This window comes from Acinetobacter sp. YH12151 (assembly GCF_013418355.1).
Classification (GTDB): Bacteria; Pseudomonadota; Gammaproteobacteria; order Pseudomonadales; family Moraxellaceae; genus Acinetobacter; species Acinetobacter pseudolwoffii.
Genome location: NZ_VPCG01000004.1, coordinates 25787 through 42811, shown reverse-complemented (window position 1 = coordinate 42811; position 17025 = coordinate 25787). Strand labels below are relative to the sequence as shown.

General features: G+C 43.3%; 15 protein-coding genes. 6 read left to right on the top strand and 9 right to left on the bottom strand.

Annotation, left to right across the window (positions count from 1 at the left end):
- Positions 1–6: 6 nt before the first annotated feature.
- From FTU82_RS02380 to hrpA, 5 genes are all read right to left on the bottom strand, one after another.
- A complete protein-coding gene (locus tag FTU82_RS02380) occupies positions 7–1722 on the bottom strand; it encodes an AAA family ATPase (protein ID WP_005097360.1) in 1716 nt (571 codons plus the stop codon).
- An 89-nt stretch (positions 1723–1811) separates the two neighbouring features.
- Positions 1812–3818, bottom strand: a complete 2007-nt coding sequence (locus tag FTU82_RS02375; protein ID WP_180001289.1) for a hypothetical protein — start codon at positions 3816–3818, stop codon at positions 1812–1814.
- Between the two features lie 161 nt (positions 3819–3979).
- Positions 3980–4756, bottom strand: a complete 777-nt coding sequence (locus FTU82_RS02370) for a 1-acyl-sn-glycerol-3-phosphate acyltransferase (protein ID WP_180001288.1) — start codon at positions 4754–4756, stop codon at positions 3980–3982.
- A gap of 26 nt (positions 4757–4782) precedes the next feature.
- Complete coding sequence (locus FTU82_RS02365) at positions 4783–5892, bottom strand: beta-ketoacyl-ACP synthase III (protein WP_005170328.1); 1110 nt, start codon at positions 5890–5892, stop codon at positions 4783–4785.
- A gap of 30 nt (positions 5893–5922) precedes the next feature.
- Positions 5923–9849 carry an ATP-dependent RNA helicase HrpA gene (gene hrpA, locus FTU82_RS02360; RefSeq protein ID WP_180085497.1) on the bottom strand — a complete coding sequence of 1309 codons (3927 nt, stop codon included), beginning with the start codon at positions 9847–9849 and terminating at the stop codon, positions 5923–5925.
- A 489-nt stretch (positions 9850–10338) separates the two neighbouring features.
- On the opposite strand from hrpA, the gene ahpC reads away from it, so the two are divergent.
- Both ahpC and FTU82_RS02350 read left to right on the top strand, forming a co-directional pair.
- A complete protein-coding gene (gene ahpC / locus FTU82_RS02355; RefSeq protein ID WP_005097370.1) occupies positions 10339–10902 on the top strand; it encodes an alkyl hydroperoxide reductase subunit C in 564 nt (187 codons plus the stop codon).
- 308 nt (positions 10903–11210) lie between these two features.
- On the top strand, positions 11211–11417 hold the full coding sequence (locus tag FTU82_RS02350; RefSeq protein ID WP_100329913.1) for a KTSC domain-containing protein: 207 nt from the start codon (positions 11211–11213) through the stop codon (positions 11415–11417).
- Here the strand turns inward: FTU82_RS02350 and FTU82_RS02345 are convergent.
- Both FTU82_RS02345 and FTU82_RS02340 read right to left on the bottom strand, forming a co-directional pair.
- Entirely contained in the window at positions 11414–12019 is a 606-nt protein-coding gene (locus FTU82_RS02345; RefSeq protein WP_180085495.1) for an O-methyltransferase, read from the bottom strand. The genes FTU82_RS02350 and FTU82_RS02345 overlap by 4 nt on opposite strands.
- 24 nt (positions 12020–12043) lie before the next feature.
- Positions 12044–12262 (bottom strand): DUF1653 domain-containing protein, encoded by a 219-nt coding sequence (locus tag FTU82_RS02340; protein WP_180085493.1) that lies wholly within the window; start codon positions 12260–12262, stop codon positions 12044–12046.
- Positions 12263–12496: 234 nt separating this feature from the next.
- Between FTU82_RS02340 and ahpF the strand changes: the two genes are divergently transcribed.
- The 3 genes from ahpF to FTU82_RS02325 all read left to right on the top strand — a co-directional run bounded on the left by ahpF (position 12497) and on the right by FTU82_RS02325 (position 14929).
- Entirely contained in the window at positions 12497–14062 is a 1566-nt protein-coding gene (gene ahpF / locus FTU82_RS02335; RefSeq protein WP_180085491.1) for an alkyl hydroperoxide reductase subunit F, read from the top strand.
- Between the two features lie 271 nt (positions 14063–14333).
- Positions 14334–14582 (top strand): hypothetical protein, encoded by a 249-nt coding sequence (locus tag FTU82_RS02330; protein WP_005097376.1) that lies wholly within the window; start codon positions 14334–14336, stop codon positions 14580–14582.
- A 146-nt stretch (positions 14583–14728) separates the two neighbouring features.
- The gene (locus FTU82_RS02325; RefSeq protein WP_100329909.1) at positions 14729–14929 is read left to right on the top strand and encodes a hypothetical protein; all 201 of its coding nucleotides are present in this window, start codon (positions 14729–14731) and stop codon (positions 14927–14929) included.
- Here FTU82_RS02325 and FTU82_RS02320 read toward each other — a convergent pair.
- Positions 14913–15551 (bottom strand): LysE family transporter, encoded by a 639-nt coding sequence (locus tag FTU82_RS02320; RefSeq protein ID WP_005097378.1) that lies wholly within the window; start codon positions 15549–15551, stop codon positions 14913–14915. The genes FTU82_RS02325 and FTU82_RS02320 overlap by 17 nt on opposite strands.
- A gap of 126 nt (positions 15552–15677) precedes the next feature.
- Complete coding sequence (locus FTU82_RS02315; protein WP_180085489.1) at positions 15678–16244, bottom strand: FxsA family protein; 567 nt, start codon at positions 16242–16244, stop codon at positions 15678–15680.
- A gap of 125 nt (positions 16245–16369) precedes the next feature.
- Here FTU82_RS02315 and ruvC point away from each other — a divergent pair, with 125 nt between their 5' ends.
- Complete coding sequence (gene ruvC, locus FTU82_RS02310) at positions 16370–16915, top strand: crossover junction endodeoxyribonuclease RuvC (RefSeq protein WP_004278925.1); 546 nt, start codon at positions 16370–16372, stop codon at positions 16913–16915.
- The last annotated feature ends 110 nt before the right edge of the window (positions 16916–17025 follow it).

Below are 17025 nucleotides of genomic sequence, written 5' to 3'. Positions count from 1 at the left end.
CGGGGATTACTCTACAAATAACAGTGCCAGACGGACTTGGTCATAGGCCATTTTAGGCGTGGTGAGTTCTACAATCGGGCGCAACTTAATCGAGCCATCATCATTAAAATGCTCAGCACTTTGACGTTTGGTTAAGCGTTTATAAATTTTACGCACCTGCTCCACCACTTCCTCACCCGGATGAGCCACCGAAATATCCAGTCCCTGCTCTTTGTGTAAACGGCCTAGATGATTAATGATTGTCGCTGGCGTCAGACCACGTTCAGTCGCGATATCCGCAACTTCATAGCCTTCTTCAAACAGTGCTCGGGTTTCATCCAGTGTGGCAGTGGCATAACTCTGCTTCGTGCCACTCTTGGAAATTTTCTTTTCATTGCGCTGGATTTCTGCTTCATTCAATGTGCCACCGCAGTGACGAATAAAGGCTTTATGCTGCGCAGTCAAATCGACATTTTCAAAATTCGCTTCGGCTTCATCAGAAAGTTCCTGAAAACGACGATCAGCTTTAATCGCTAAACTGTCAAGTTCCAAAGCCTGCTCATTAAAGCCTTTTAAACGTAAGCCATTTAAGCTTTTCAACCGTGACAGCGCCACATAACCTTGACCTTTCTCGAAAGTATGACTCAGATCAATTTCTGCTGCTTCCAAGGTCATCCCTTGAGATTTATGAATGGTAATCGCCCAGGCCAAGCGTAAAGGAATTTGCTGGAAACTGGCAATAGTCTTACCAGCTTCATTGTCTACCGACCAGGTTTCCGGCTCCACCACCAAGGTCGTGCCATCGGTCAGTTTTACTTTGGGCAGCACACCATATTCATCGTCTTCTTCAAAACTGATCACTTCACCCAGACTGCCGTTGATATAGCCCATATCAAAGTTATTTTTTACAAACATGACTTTGGCATGCTTTTTCAAGGTTAAGGCTTCTGGTGCACGTACTGAAGATTTTAAAGTTTCAATCAGCTTTTCATTGCCATCACACTGGGCATCAAACTGGCGCGGATCATTGTCAATTTCATTCAGATGTTTAAAGTTAAGACTATCCACATCCATATTATGGGTATACAGACGCGTATAGGTATCGCCGATTTCTTGATGTCGGGTTGCCTGTAAAGCCGTGCGATGTTCATGGCTAATCGCCTGCGCACGGATCGCATTCAGGATGTCATTCAGATAATCATTGCCCTGACGATGCTGCTCGGTCAGATAACAGACCCGAAACTTGGCTTCTACCCAGGCTTCCGACATAAAGCAGAATTTATCGCGGTTACGCTCGTCATTCTTACCGACTGGCGGCAACTGGAAAAAATCCCCGGCCACAATCACCTGAATACCGCCAAAGGCTTCATCACTGTCCTTAAAATATTTCAGCACCTGATTGACCAGATTCAGCTGCTTGGCATGCAGCATGGAAATTTCATCAATAATCAGAACTTGGGCATTTTCCAGATGTTCTTTTAAGTATTTACGCTCTTTCATGCGCTTTAAGTCATCTTCGGACAAAAAGTCTTTAATGCCGATGCCGGCCCAGGTGTGAATGGTCATACCATTCATATGCGTGGCTGCAATACCGGTCGATGCCGTAATCGCGACGGCGACTTTACGCGCTTTTAAATAATTAATATATTGATTCAGCGTATAGGTTTTTCCTGCACCCGCAGAACCGGTTAAAAAGACATTTTCTCCTGCTTTGAGTAACTTAAGGGCAGTTTCCTGTTTCATAAGAGCAATACCGTGAAAGAACGGCTATAGCCTAACGATTTTTGGCAGAAAAGTTAAGCGTCATGGCGGAAAACCACTTAATCTTGCACTTAAGCCTGCAAGTTGAGCCAGTTGATAAAATGCATCGCGATATTGCTATATTCAGCTTCTGCCTTTTGATTGTTCGGATATTCCAGCTGATCGAAGATCACTTGCCCATTGACGATCCGACAGCCCAGAATTAAAGGTAAACGCACATCCGGATGCGACATGCGAAAGGCCACATATTGCCCTTCAATAATCTGCTGGGCATAACTGGCCGCCAGACAGTTCCTGAAAACCTTGGATTCTTCCAGAATACGATCCAGATTTTTAAGCTCCTCAAAACGCCAGTTGAAATATAATAAAAATGAGGCCTGCGTCAAAGGTGACCAAGTTACGAGCGCAAACTCTTTTTTCAGCTTGGCCATCATTTCCTGCTTCTGAATCTGATCATGCCAGATCACGGCCTGAGCGAATAATCCACTCCAGCTGAGGTTTTTCGGAATCTCGTTATGACTGGAAAAATATTCCACCAGATAGTCACGCACATAACTGTCAAATACAGACTCACGCACATGTCCACTGTGTAAATAAAACAGCTGTCTAAATTCGACAAAAGGAATCCGATAGCGCTGCAACACATGATAGAAATCCCGATTCTGCTGGCTTTGAGGCTGAATATAAGCCAAGACTTCTTCTGGAAGATGCGCGGTAATTTTATATAGATGCTGCATATATGCCTGCATCACCCGGCTTAGTTGCAAATAGACTTTCTTGGTGATCTGATCATCCATTTTGACCACGTTACGCAGCAATTCTATCCATTCATCCAGATACAGAATCGAGGGAGTGATGGCAATCCGCTGATCATCCATCGATTGACGTGTGCCTTTTAAGACCACCGCCTGATTATGCTGATGTTGAAACCAGTCATGCTGGATTGCATATTCATGCATGCTATGAATAAACAGTCGCGCCGAAACATATTGAAAATATTGCAAGGTCGCCAGAATAATCTGCGGATGAATATGATGGCTGTCTACAAAACTTAAGGCCGTCACTGCCACCCGCACGCTGCTGTGCTGAATATTGCCACTGATCCAGTCCACTACTTCGACTGGTTGCCTGAAAATCCAGTTCACTGCACGATGACAGTCAAATAGTGGTAATCGGGCCACCTTTTTTTGCCATAAATAGGGATGATTTTCCAGAAAATTTCGTTTGGCTAATAAGTCATCGCGATGCCAGACCTCACGATTCATCAAACGGACAAAACCGAGCAGGTGGCTTTGCTCCTCGGCATGTCGATACAACAGCCGAATATCATCGCTGTGATCATTCAGTTCATGTAAATTAAAACGCTCTTCAAAAGACAAGGACATAATCCGAAACGTCGCCGGATGCAAAAACTGTGCGGCACTAAAACAGAATTCATCCAGAGTGTCCATTAAGGACTGGATGGACAGGAACTCATCCTGTTGTAGAAATGCCAAAGAAAAAGCCTGTTGCAAGCTTTCAAGAATTTTCGGGGGAATATCCTGTTCGTCCAGAACAACGTTTTGCATGACTGGTGTTGTATACAACCCGGCCTCTATTAAATGATGATCAATAATCTCAGCCTGAACCACCGACATCTGTTGCAGGAATGCCAATACCCGTGCTGGGCCATTTACCGCCTCATAGACCTGGTTCAGAATCAGTTTGCGTAATTGCTTGGCTTTGTCACGTAAATACAGCGAATGCTGCGGTTTCAAGTCCCCAGTCAGGAAATAAATATCCTGTAAAAAAAATTCCTCTAGCGCTTCTGCTTTGTATTGCTGAAAATAAAAATGACTCTCGACCAAAACGGGTACAGTTCCGGAGTCCAGTGCATATGCAGTATAAAACTGGATATAGAACAACCCATCCAGCAATTCAATCCGGTACTGACCCTGCTGAATTTTTAATAGATTTTGTGCAGTCAGATGACCAATCATCGCCATCTGATCCAGATAAAGCTGGTTCAACTCCGGAGAAATCCGCAAACATTGTTGTGCCAGCAATTTTAACGGCGCTACCCAACCACCCTGTTCCATATACGCACCTATATTATTTTATTTTTATATTGAATCATGTTGAGCCCTCGATCATCGATCAGTGACTATTTGACCATACATTATGGCAGTACTCGCACAATAAAACAGCACTGCAGGATGACTTCTAAATATAGCGCATCTCAATATGTCACAACTTGGATTTACAACGAGGATTCGGTTGCCTGCTGGTCTTGCTGACGCTGCACAGTGAGCGCTGCCAAACCCGTATAAATATGCTGTTGCAAGCTATGCCGAAACTCAACCAGCTGCTCTTGCGTCTGCACCTGAGCAATCGATAGTCGTGGCATAAACTGAAAATAAAAGGGCAAGCGTTTTGGCAACAGGTGTTTGGGCAGAGAAGGAATCACATCGCCCTGACGTAGTAATTTATTGAGTTGTGGTATTTTAAGTAGTGTTTGAAAATACTTATGCTGGATAATCTTATTGGCATTAAAGCCAATCTCATAGACCTCATCCGCACCGAGAGCGGCAAAAGGGACAAGATCATAATTGAATTCTTGCGCCAGCTTTAAAAAGCCGTAACGCTGCTTCCAGATCAGCTGATACTGCTCACCCTGACGTTTGAGCACTTCACGACCGCCACCCGGAAAGACCAGAATGGAATAGCCTTGCTGCATTGCAGCACGCACATAGGCTTGTATTCCATCAATGGCACCAAACTTTTTCACGGCTTCACGCCACAGCGGCACATAAAAATGGCTATGATCTGCAATACTGACCACAGCCACCTTATGTTCGTTGTAGAGGTAATCAATCAGCATCGGCGCATCAAAGATGCCATACATGGAATGATTACCGACATACATTGCAGGTCGACTGGCATCCATATACTCAGCCCCTAAAAATGTCGGGGTAAAATATAACTTGGAGAAGGCACTTAAACGCCTGATCCACTGCCCGTCATGCTTGGCCTGCAATCTGTCTACTCTCTATTTATTGCGGATCATGCCACACGTTTTTGAACCAGAATCGAACCCACCGAATAACCAGCACCGAATGAACAAAGTACGCCGTATTCACCATCTTCCACTTCATGGGCAGTGCGGTGTAATGCAATGATCACGCCTGCAGAAGAAGTATTGGCAAACTCGTTCAGAATCATCGGCACCAGACCAGGTTTGGCATTTTCTTTGCCAACCACCAGTTTCAGGATCAGTTCATTCATACTGGCATTGGCTTGATGGAGCCAGAAGCGTTTCACGCCAGTCGGTGCAATCTGATTCTTCTCCAGTTGCGCTGTAATCATTTTCGCAACCAGTGGGCAGACTTCTTTAAAGACCTTACGGCCATCCTGACGGAAACGCTTGTCATCAATATCGGCATTTTCAGAGGTATTCAAGAAACCAAAGTTATTGCGGATGTTATTCGAGAACTGGGTGAACAACTCGGAATCCAGAATTTCAAAACCGGTTTTGCTTTCAGTGTTTTCAATAATTGAAGCGGTTGCCACATCACCAAAAATAAAGTGACAGTCACGTGAACGAAAATCGGTATGTGCAGAGGTAATTTCCACATTAACCAATAACACACGACGCGCACCAGCCTTAATCGCATCATAGGCCTGTTTCAGACCAAATGTTGCTGCCGAGCAGGCTACATTCATGTCATAGGCATAGCCTTTAATTCCTAAAGCGGTTTGAATCTCGATGGCAACGGCAGGATAAGCACGTTGCAAATTCGAGCATGACAAAATCACGATATCAATATCTTCAGCAGTTACGCCTGCATTTTCCATCGCCTGCTTGGCTGCGATTACACCCCATTCTGCTTGCAGTGAAATTTCATCATCTGCACGTTCAGGTAAATTCGGACGTAAACGTTTCGGATCTAGAATACCGCTTTTTTCCGCAACATAACGGCGTTGGACACCAGATGCCTTTTCAATAAATTCTGCACTAGAACCACGACGCGCTTCAATTTCGCCTGCAGCGATTTTGTCCGCATTTTCGTGATTAAACAGTTCCACATAAGCATTTAAACTTTCAACTAATTCTTCATTGGTGATGACATTTTCCGGATGGAACAAGCCAGTACCCGTAATGCGGATGCCCATGTAAAACTCCTTCTCTGAATTACCTATATCTTAACTGATTCCAAGACGATCCCATACTTTTTGCAAGCGAGTTGGAGACACGGGTGCTTTTGTTTTCATCGGTTGTGAAAACAATGAGATTCTTAACTCCTCGACCATGAAGTACAATTCTTTCAGACGAGGGTCATCTTTAAACTTGAACAATTTTTCCATCCATTGATCAATTTGGTCAATGGCGGAATTGTCCCTTTGTAGATTATTGGGCAAGCGGTCTAAACGCAAGATCAAGGCTTTCAAATAACGTGGAAATTCGATCCATACATCGGATGGTTTACGATATACAAAGTCAGAAAGACTCATTAAATCAAGTTGATCTTCAATATCATTGATATTTTTCTCAAACACAGAATGGTCTAAAACCAATAATTTCCGGCGGATTTCCTGCCACTGGATATAAATATCTGTAATCTCTTTCAGGGTAACTTGCCCATGACTTAAGAAAGATTTTTTTACATCTTCAACCAGTTTTTGGAACTCTTGCGCATTGACAGGTAGCTCATTCATGGACACTTGCAGTGTGGCATAAACTAACATTTGTTCTAGTTGGGCCTTGTCACCGAGTGGCGAATAAGCCAGTGCCAAAGGTTTGGAGATCTGTTTTTTTAACTGGCGAATCAGGTCTCCCAGTTGCATATGCACCAGTCGGATCACCCCTTCACGATGTTTTTTGATCGCTTCCGCCTGATCGTTAAAGGTCTGAATCACCACGCCCGACTCATCTTTTTGCTCCAGTGCAGCAAAGGCTTTGGTCGGCACCAGCGCCTGATACTGCTTGACCACGACACCCGTGACTTTTTGTGAGGCTTCAAACACAAAACTTTCCGGGAAGGTTTTAAATTCACCTTTCAGCTGCTTGACCGGACTATGGGTTTCAGCCCGGCAACGTGCTTTCAGCTCTGACAAATCACGACCCTGTTCAATGACACGACCTTTTTCATCAGTGACTTTAATAAACGGTAACAGATACTGTTCGACCCGGTCAAAGCTGAAATCTTTCTCAGTGATTTGATCGCCACGTAACTGGAACGCCAGGAAACCAAAGATATGTTTCTGCAGATCCTGTACATCGACTTTTGCCATGAGTTTTCGTGCAGTATCTGGAATTGGCACCAGATTACGGCGCTTGTCCTTCGGCAAGCCTTTTAGCAATGCTTCAATCAGGTCCAGACGCCAGCCTGGAATTCCCCAGGACCAGATTGATTCATCTACCTGAGCCAAGGCTTGCAGTGGAATTTTAACTGTCGCGCCATCTTCATCATGACTCGGGTCAAAGCGATAGGTCGCTGCCAGACGAAGTTCACCATTACGTAAATAGTCAGGAAATTGCTGTGTGGTTGGACGGTCATTCAGCCATAATGCATCATCATCAACAAATAAATAACGTGGCTGCTGAGGCTCAACCGTAGCCCGCCAATCTTCAAAAGTACGGCGGCTGGCCACTTCAGCTGGCACTTTAGATGCATAGAACTGGTAAATGGTTTCTTCGTCTACCACCAGATCACGACGACGCAATTTATCCTCAACCCGTTCGACTTCTTCCAGTTTAAGCAAGTTATGCTTTAAAAATGGCGGACTAATACCGAGATGACCCGTAGTTAAAGCATCGCGTAAGAAAATTTCATGCGCCGCAGCCTGATCGACTTTTTCATAATTGATTGCTCGTTTTGGCTCAATGATCAGACCAAATAATGAAATCTGGTCATAAGCGTTCACCACACCGGCTTTTTTCGACCAGTGCGGTTCAAAATAATGATGCTTGAGCAGATCGCGGGCGGCTAGCAGTATCCATTCCGGTTCAATCTTGGCCAGAGTGCGTAAATACACTTGCGAGGTTTCCACCATCTCAAAAGCCATGACCCACGGCGTATTGCTCTTATGCAAAGTCGATGCCGGGAAAATCCGGGCTTTCTGCTGACGTACCGCCATAAACACATTACGTTCATCGGTCTTGTTGGCAATAAACGACAATAAGCCGGTGAGTAATGCACGATGCAGATTTTCATAACTGGCAGCTTTGTCATTAAATGACAGTTTTAGACCTTGAGCCAAGTCCACCAGTTGTTCATGGGTTTTTTTCCATTCACGTAAACGCAGCCAGCTCAAGAAATGATTCCGCGCAAATGTACGGCGTTTATTCTCACTCATACTTTCGCGATTGCCGTGCAATGTTTCCCAGAGTTTTATATAGAACAAAAAGTCAGAATCAGCTTCACGGAACAAGGCATGTTTCTGGTCGGCCTGCATTTGTTTGTCTGCAGGACGTTCACGCGGATCTTGCACCGCGAGCGCCGCAACAATAATCAAGACTTCGTTTAAAACACCAAAATGTGCGCCACCCAAAATCATACGGGCCAGACGTGGGTCAATCGGCATTTTTGCCATTTGCTGACCGATTTTGGTTAATCCACTGCTTTGAAGTCTCCCTTTCTCAAAGGGAGATTTAGAGGGATTTGCTTGATCATCTTCAGTTTTAGGAGAATTTTTCTCGGCCATTGCCCCCAACTCAATCAGCAACTTACGGCCATCATTCACCAGACGGTGATCCGGTGGTTCGATAAAATCGAAGTCCTCCAGCGAACCTAAACCCAGACTCTGCATCTGCAAAATCACCGATGCCAGATTGGTACGCTTGATTTCAGGTTCAGTAAATTCCGGACGGCTTAGAAAGTCATCTTCCGAATACAGGCGGATACAGACACCGGGCGCAATACGACCACAACGGCCTTTACGCTGATTGGCTGCAGCCTGAGAAACGGCTTCAATCGGCAGGCGCTGCACCCGTGAACGATAGTTATAACGTGAAATACGCGCAAAACCACTATCAATTACATAACGGATATTCGGCACAGTCAACGCTGTTTCCGCGACGTTGGTGGCAATAATAATACGTCGCCCACCACCACCGGAAGGATTAAAGATTTTTTGCTGCTCTGCCAAGGCTAAACGGGCAAATAAGGTTAAGACTTCAGTATGCCGTGGTCCATGCTTGATCAGGGTTTCCTGTAGCTCGCGAATTTCCTGTTCTGTACTGGCAAAAATCAGGATATCGGCATGTTCGGGATGGCCTTTTTCTTGTGCATCCTGAAAGCATTCTTCAACTGCTTTAACCACAGCACGCGGCAGGTTTTCTTCAAAGTCATCAAATTCATCATCATCGCTGCCGCCAATGCTCATTTCCGAGATCGGGCGATAACGCAGTTCAACCGGAAAGCTACGTCCTTCTACTTCAAAAATGGGTGCACCATTAAAGTAATTACTAAAACGGTTTACATCCAGTGTGGCAGACGTAATGATGACTTTCAGATCTGGACGACGCGGCAGTAACTGCTTCAGATAGCCCATAATGAAGTCGATATTCAGCGAACGTTCATGTGCTTCATCAATAATAATGGTGTCATATTTGCTTAGGTAGCGGTCATGCGTCAGTTCGGCAAGCAGAATACCGTCAGTCATCAAGCGTACAATTGAATCTTGGGAACCCTGTTCAGTAAAACGCACTTTAAAGGAAATTGATTCCCCGAGTTTTTCGCCAACTTCTTCAGCAATACGCTGTGATACGCTTCGAGCCGCCAGTCGGCGTGGCTGGGTATGTCCAATCAGACCAGTCAGGCCGCGTCCAGCCAGCATGGCAATTTGCGGTAATTGTGTGGTTTTACCAGAACCGGTTTCGCCAGCCACAATAATGACCTGATGCTTTTGAATCGCGGCTATCAGCTTGTCAGCGTATTGGGTAACGGGCAAATCTTGATTCAGCTTGATGTCTGGAAGACGTTCCAGCCGCTGCCGCACTTTCAGATTGGATTTTTCAAATAGTTCCTGATACTGCTTGGCATTGGCATCTTTCCCCTTCTTCAGTCGATTTAAACGGTGACGGTCACGCGCCATTATCCATTGATCTACATTTAAATGACTCTGCACAGAGAAAACACCCACATCAAAAAACCGGAAAAGTTTATTTTACTTGGTTCATTAGCTTTCAGATAGTCGTAGTTCTGTTAAGTGCCGGACAAATTGGCTTTACTCGTTTCATTTCCCTTAATTCGGCGTAGTAAATCGAGCAAATTACCCCGCTACTCTCACCTGTCCACATGATTAAGTTTAAGCATAAACCTAATTTTTAAATTGATATCGAGAGTATTTTGAGGAAAACAGGATTTTTTTCCTGATTTGCCCTTGAATTTTTCAGTTTCAGCATCATGTTTGTTAGCACGAGGAAAAAGAGATAATTTTGTCATGAAGCCATCATCTTGATGCTGCTCAATGAACAAAGCTATTTTGTGAAAATGGAGAATTTTTACATGATTCGGTTTTTCCGATTTTTGTAATGTAAAAATACCATTTCACCAATAAAGTAAATTTCTATAAGCTAATTGAAATTCAAAACAAACCTCAATCATGGAGACAATGATGAGCTTAATTAATACTGAAGTTAAACCATTTAAAGCAACTGCATTCCAAAATGGCCAATTTATTGAAGTAACTGAAGCTGACCTTAAAGGCAAATGGTCTGTAGTATTCTTCTACCCAGCTGACTTCACTTTCGTTTGCCCAACTGAACTGGGTGACCTTGCTGACAACTACGCTGAATTCCAAAAATTAGGCGTTGAAATCTACTCAGTTTCTACTGACACACATTTCACACACAAAGCTTGGCACGATTCTTCAGAAGAAATCAAAAAAATCCAGTATGTAATGGTTGGTGATGCAAACTGGACGCTTGCTAAAAACTTTGACGTATTAATCGAAGCTGACGGCCTTGCTGATCGTGGTACTTTCGTCATCGATCCAGAAGGTAAAATCCAAATCGTTGAAATCAACGCCGGTGGTATCGGTCGTGATGCTCAAGAACTTCTTCGTAAAGTTAAAGCAGCTCAGTATGTACATGCTCACCCAGGCGAAGTTTGCCCAGCTAAATGGAAAGAAGGCGATGCAACTCTTGCTCCTTCAATCGACCTAGTGGGTAAAATCTAATTTTAATTAGATTAAACTGACTCAAAAAAACCACGCTCTTTAGCGTGGTTTTTTATAACTTTTGATTTGATTTATTTATTTTAGAAGTAATGTTTACACGCAGATTGAGTGTGTGTATTTATCCCGAAATTGCTTGAATCGTCTATTTCTTTGCGATCTATCAAACTGCGCTGAATAAGTTTTAATTTCTCGCTGCAGCTATTTTCTTACAATCCTCTGCCCATTCTTACAATATAGCTATACATCTACAGCACGGCATGGCATAAGTTCAAATGATAAGAAAATAAATATTCAGTGGAGGAACGCATATGCAAAAACTGCTTACAGTGATTTCATGGAAATATAATCCCTCAAGCCGCCACCTGAAAATCGTTTATAGTAATGGCCATACGGAACTCTATCATCCTGTACCCGAATTTATTTATGACAACCTGCTCAGACGTGAAGATAAAGCTGCTTTCGTACATAAATATCTTGAATATAATTTACATTTCAATAAAGTCTGTATGGATTAAAACTCATGCGATTCACGATATCCGACCATCAGCAGACCCGCACCGATCGGTACAGTGCTGATGATAAAACGCTGATCTTGCTGAATCAGATGAATAAACTCTTCCACTTCTGCTGCATGTGAAATGACATTATCCACCACAAGCATCCCACATTTTGGCTTGAGTAATCGAGCCAAATGCTTCCAATAGCCTAGATAGGCATCGCGCTCTGCATCCAGTAAAATAAAATCAAACTGTTGCTGTGAAGCTTCTAGATATTGCTGCGCATCCATCACTTTAAAATCAATAAGATGCTCAAAACCCAATGTATTTGCATAGTGTTTCGCTTGAGTGACACGTGCTTTATCTATTTCCAGTGTGGTTATCACTGCTTGGGTATGCTGAGCAGCTTCAGCTAGCCATAAAGTCGAATAGCCTGTGGATGTACCAATTTCCAAAATATCTTTGGCTTGCTGGGCACAAATCAACGTGGATAAAAATCGACCTGATTCTGGTTCTATATTGCGATATCGTTGCAGTCGATCTGTCTGCTTGAGATCATGCATATGAAATTTTTCATATAATTCATGCATGAATTTTTCAAATTCATCTGGATTTAGCATAGCCCCTCCCTGAGCTTTTTTAGCTTAAAGCGCCTGAATTAATTTAAAGCGTTCCACTTCACGATCATCGTTGGTGGTAATGGTTTCAGTGAACATTGTTAAAGGGCGCACCCAAATCGAATAATCCCCATAGAGACATTGATAAATCACCAGCTTTTCTTCAGTTTCACTGTGCGTGGCGACATGCAACACCTGATAAAGCTGCCCTTTATAATGCTGATAAATTCCGCGCTGTAATTCCATGATTCAGCCCTCCTATTATAGATGCCTAATACTAACTGAATTAAGCAAATATCAAGTTAAATTACTTGAAAATTCTTATTCTAACGCCATATAAAAATCTGAAATTAATGATGCATTTTTCAATAAATTAGTAATTCCGATCGATATTATAAAAACAAACTGTTTTACCTATTTTGATTTATGCACTAATATCGCTTTATCAAATAAATATTTATTCCTTTGGAGACGTTAGCCATGTTAGACCAAAATACTTCAGCCCAATTAAAAACACTACTCGAACGTCTGGAAAGCCCGATTGAACTGGTTGCGACTTTAAATGATTCCGACAAATCTGCAAAAATCAAAGAACTGGTTGAGGAAATCGCTGCATTATCTGATTTAGTGACTGCACGTTTTGATGGCCAGAACCAACGTGCACCAAGCTTTGGTATTGCCAAAGCAGGTGAAGAACCACGTGTCTACTTCGCAGGTCTGCCAATGGGGCATGAATTCACCTCACTGATTCTGGCTTTACTACAAAGCTCTGGTTATGCACCGAAAGTATCTGCTGAAGTTTTAGAGTCGATTAAAGGCTTAGGAATCAAATCTGATTTTGATGTATTTGTATCACTCAGCTGCCATAACTGTCCGGATGTGGTTCAAGCCTTAAACCTGATTGCAATTTACAACCCGGGCACAACAGCCACCATGATTGATGGGGCATTCTTTCAGGATGAAGTGGAAGAACGCAAAATCATGGCGGTGCCGATGGTGTTCCAGGACAACCAGCATATCGGTCAAGGTCGTATGACTTTGGAAGAAATCGTGGCAAAACTGGATATCAACTCTGCAGCAAAAGAGGCCGAAAAGCTCAATGCCAAAGACGCCTTTGATGTACTGGTGATTGGTGGTGGCCCTGCAGGGAATACCTCTGCGATCTATGCTGCACGTAAAGGCATTAAAACTGGAATCGTGGCTGAACGCATGGGTGGTCAGGTCATGGACACCATGGACATCGAAAACTATACCTCGATTCAAAAAACCCAAGGACCTAAGTTTGCGGCTGAAATGGAAGCACATGTACGTGAATACGGTGTTGACATCATGAACCTGCAACGTGTATCCAACATCAAAGGTGCTTCTGAGACTGCAAATGGCTTGGTTGAAGTCACTTTAGAAAATGGTGCCAAACTGGAATCGAAAACCGTGATTCTGTCTACAGGTGCACGCTGGAGAGAAATGAACGTTCCGGGTGAGCAGGAATACAAAACCCGTGGTGTGGCCTACTGCCCACACTGTGATGGCCCTCTGTTTAAAGGCAAACGTGTTGCGGTAATCGGTGGGGGTAACTCTGGTGTAGAAGCTGCGATTGACCTTGCAGGGATTGTAGAGCATGTGACTTTGGTTGAGTTTGATAGCAAACTGCGTGCGGATCAGGTATTGCAAGACAAATTAACAAGCTTGCCAAACACCACGGTGATTAAAAATGCCTTGTCGACTGAAGTGGTGGGTGACGGTTCACAAGTGACTGCACTGAAATACAAAGACCGTGTAACAGATGAAGAGCACACTGTTGAATTGGCTGGTATCTTCGTACAGATTGGTTTGTTGCCGAATACTGATTTCTTAAAAGCAACAGCGGTTGAATTGTCAAATCGTGGTGAGATCCTGATTAACGAACGCAACGAAACCAATGTGAAAGGTGTATTTGCTGCGGGTGACTGTACTACTGTTCCTTATAAGCAGATCATCATTGCCACAGGTGAAGGCGCGAAAGCATCACTGTCTGCATTTGATTACATCATCCGCTCAGGTCAGTAATCCTTAACAAAACCCTAATAAAGCCCGCTTGAAGCGGGCTTTATTTTTCAATAACTACCGGTTTAAATTCAGTATATTTTATAAGCACTGCGTCCATTCATCTTCTTGCTAATCTTGTCATAAGCATGTCATTAATTTTGATTCTGTATAGATGGTCTGTAACTGTCGATAATCTCGTATTGCAAGCCTGTGAAAGCTCTCATATGATAGGGTGATAAATCATCTTTCATGATCGAAGAATAAAAAAGGATAACATCCTGGGAGAAGAACAATGCACTACCAATATCAATGTGCCTGCTGCGAAAAAGTAGTGGAATCTACAGAAAAATCATGTCCAGATTGCGGTTCGCATCATATTCGCAGTCCTTTTGGCTTCTGGATTTTGTGTCTAGTGGCCTGTCTTGCTACAGCGATCGTATTTAAAGTGGTACACGTCTATGTGCAATCACAACAACAAGAAGTTCCCGTACAACACTCTATACTCGATGTTTTACAAGAAGAAAATAAAGGCCTTCGTTAATTTTATTTAGCTCTGATTGAGAGACCTGTTCCGAAAAATAGGTCTTTTTTTATAGTGCTTTAATACCAGTATCGCTATGCAGAAAAACAGCTTCATAGCTGCCAGATTTGATTTACAATAGCAGATTTTGGAATGGGAGATATGCAATGGTTCAGTTAATTAAAAAAGGTGGATTACGCGAGCGTGCCAACCGTAGCCGTAGCTATCAGGGTTCTGAAAATACCGAAACCAGCTTAAGACCCAACCGCTATCAAACAGCGATTAAAACACAAGAAAATTTAGTGTCTTCTTCACTTAAACCCACCGAATCCACTTTGGATGATCATCCAGTTAATTCATCAAAATAAGCGCGTCATACCATAACCATAACGCAAAGAGTAAAAATAGCCCGCCTGAAACGATATCAATATAACTCCCTGAACGCTGATACAGAGCTTTAATTTTCGGCTGTGAAATCAGCAACATGAGTAAAGCGAAAGTGATAAAAGTCTGCAAGGGAATAATCACCGCGAGTTGTGCTTTCAGATATTCCGAGGCTGACGAACTCAGTGCCAGTGAAAATACGCTGCTAAAATAGATCAGCGTTTTAGGATTAGAGAGGTTGGTCCATAGACCCAACATAAAGTAATTTTTGGGTTGTGCCAGTTCATTGGAATCATCTTCGGGCTGATGTTTATTCCTAAAACTGCGCACACCACCTTTGAGCATTGCCCAGCCCATTTTTGCCAGGAATATTCCACCGAGCAGCATCAAGACCTGCTGGACCCATGGAAACTGCTCGATTAAAACGGTAAATCCGGCCAGTGTCAGTACCACCCACACGACAATACCGGCCGAAATACCTGCAATAATTTTCAGGGCATTTTGGCGTGTGGTAGATGCAGCACTTTTGGCGATCAGTAGAACATCAGGGCCAGGACTTAGTTGAGCAACAAAATGCAGAAGGCAGATGGTAAAAAGCAGAGACATTAAAATAGCGTTAAATTATAAAAAATGATTATAACGTTTGTTCAAACTAATGAGAATATTCCAATAAAAAACCGAATCATCAGATTCGGCTTAAATATAACCTTTTAAACTTTGCAGATGAATATCTTATTTTGGATTGATATCTTTCATTTCAATTTTTTTCGCTTCAGGCTTCACTTCACGCGCTTCACCATCAATGATGGTTGAATCACCACGACCTGCTTGCTGGTTTTGCATATCCTGCATTTGACGCATCATCTCGGCAAAGGGGTTCTGGCCTTGCGCACCCCCCATATCGCCCATCATGCCACCCATCATTTTTTCCATCATGGCCTGCTGACGTTTCATCATCGCCTTCATCATGGCAGCTTTAAATACCTGCTGCACGGCTGGAATCAGCATTAATACCGCCAGTACATCGCTAATTAAGCCAGGAAGAAGCAGGAAGAAGCCTGCTAAAATTTTAGGTAAATTTCCTGTTAATGCAGGATCTGCATTCATCTGCCCCATTTGCATTTGCTGCATCTTTGGCATCACACCGGCCGAATATTTACGGATCAGGTTCATACCAATAAAAAATGCAGCCACAAACCAGAAAAATACGTACCACATGCTCCCGACGAGGTCACCCACGCCAATCCAGACAAATACTTCTAGGATTAAGCCTGCAAGGATAATAAGAAATAATTTCATGAAAATTAATCTAATCTCAGTAAAATAAATAATAGGATGATGTAATCAACTGCTTCATCAGGATCAAGCTTTTTTGATACGCTTATGTAACAATATGGGCATTATTCTATTTTTAAAGTGCAGGCATGTCATTAATTATTGGGATTGACCCCGGTTCTCGTTTAACCGGTTACGGAATTATCGAAAAAGACGGCTCCAAACTGACTTTTGTCGATGCCGGTACGATCCGCACCGAAACCACGGAAATGCCTGAACGTTTAAAACGAATTTTTGCCGGTGTAGAGCGGATTGTAAAATTTTATGGCCCAACAGAAGCCGCAGTAGAACAGGTCTTTATGGCACAAAATCCGGATTCTGCCTTGAAACTGGGTCAGGCCCGTGGTGCTGCTGTTGCCGCGCTGGTCAATCTGGATTTAAAAGTTGCTGAATATACGGCGCGCCAGATCAAGCAGTCTGTAGTGGGTTATGGCGCTGCTGATAAAGAGCAGGTACAGATGATGGTGATGAATATTTTAAAACTCAGCATCAAACCGCAACAGGATGCCGCCGATGCACTGGCGGCTGCCATTTGTCATGCACATGCCTCAGGTAGTATGAGTAAAATGGCGGTACTCAATGCTTTGGGCGGCATGGCACGTGGCCGCAGTCGGGTCAGCAGCCGTCGTCGTTAATGTTTAGCGCCGTATTTTAAAGCCTTGAATACCTAAGTCGGGTTGCAGATGCTCTGGAATAATTGCTTGTCCGATTGCACAAGCAGGCTCTTTGTCAACTTCGTGCAATC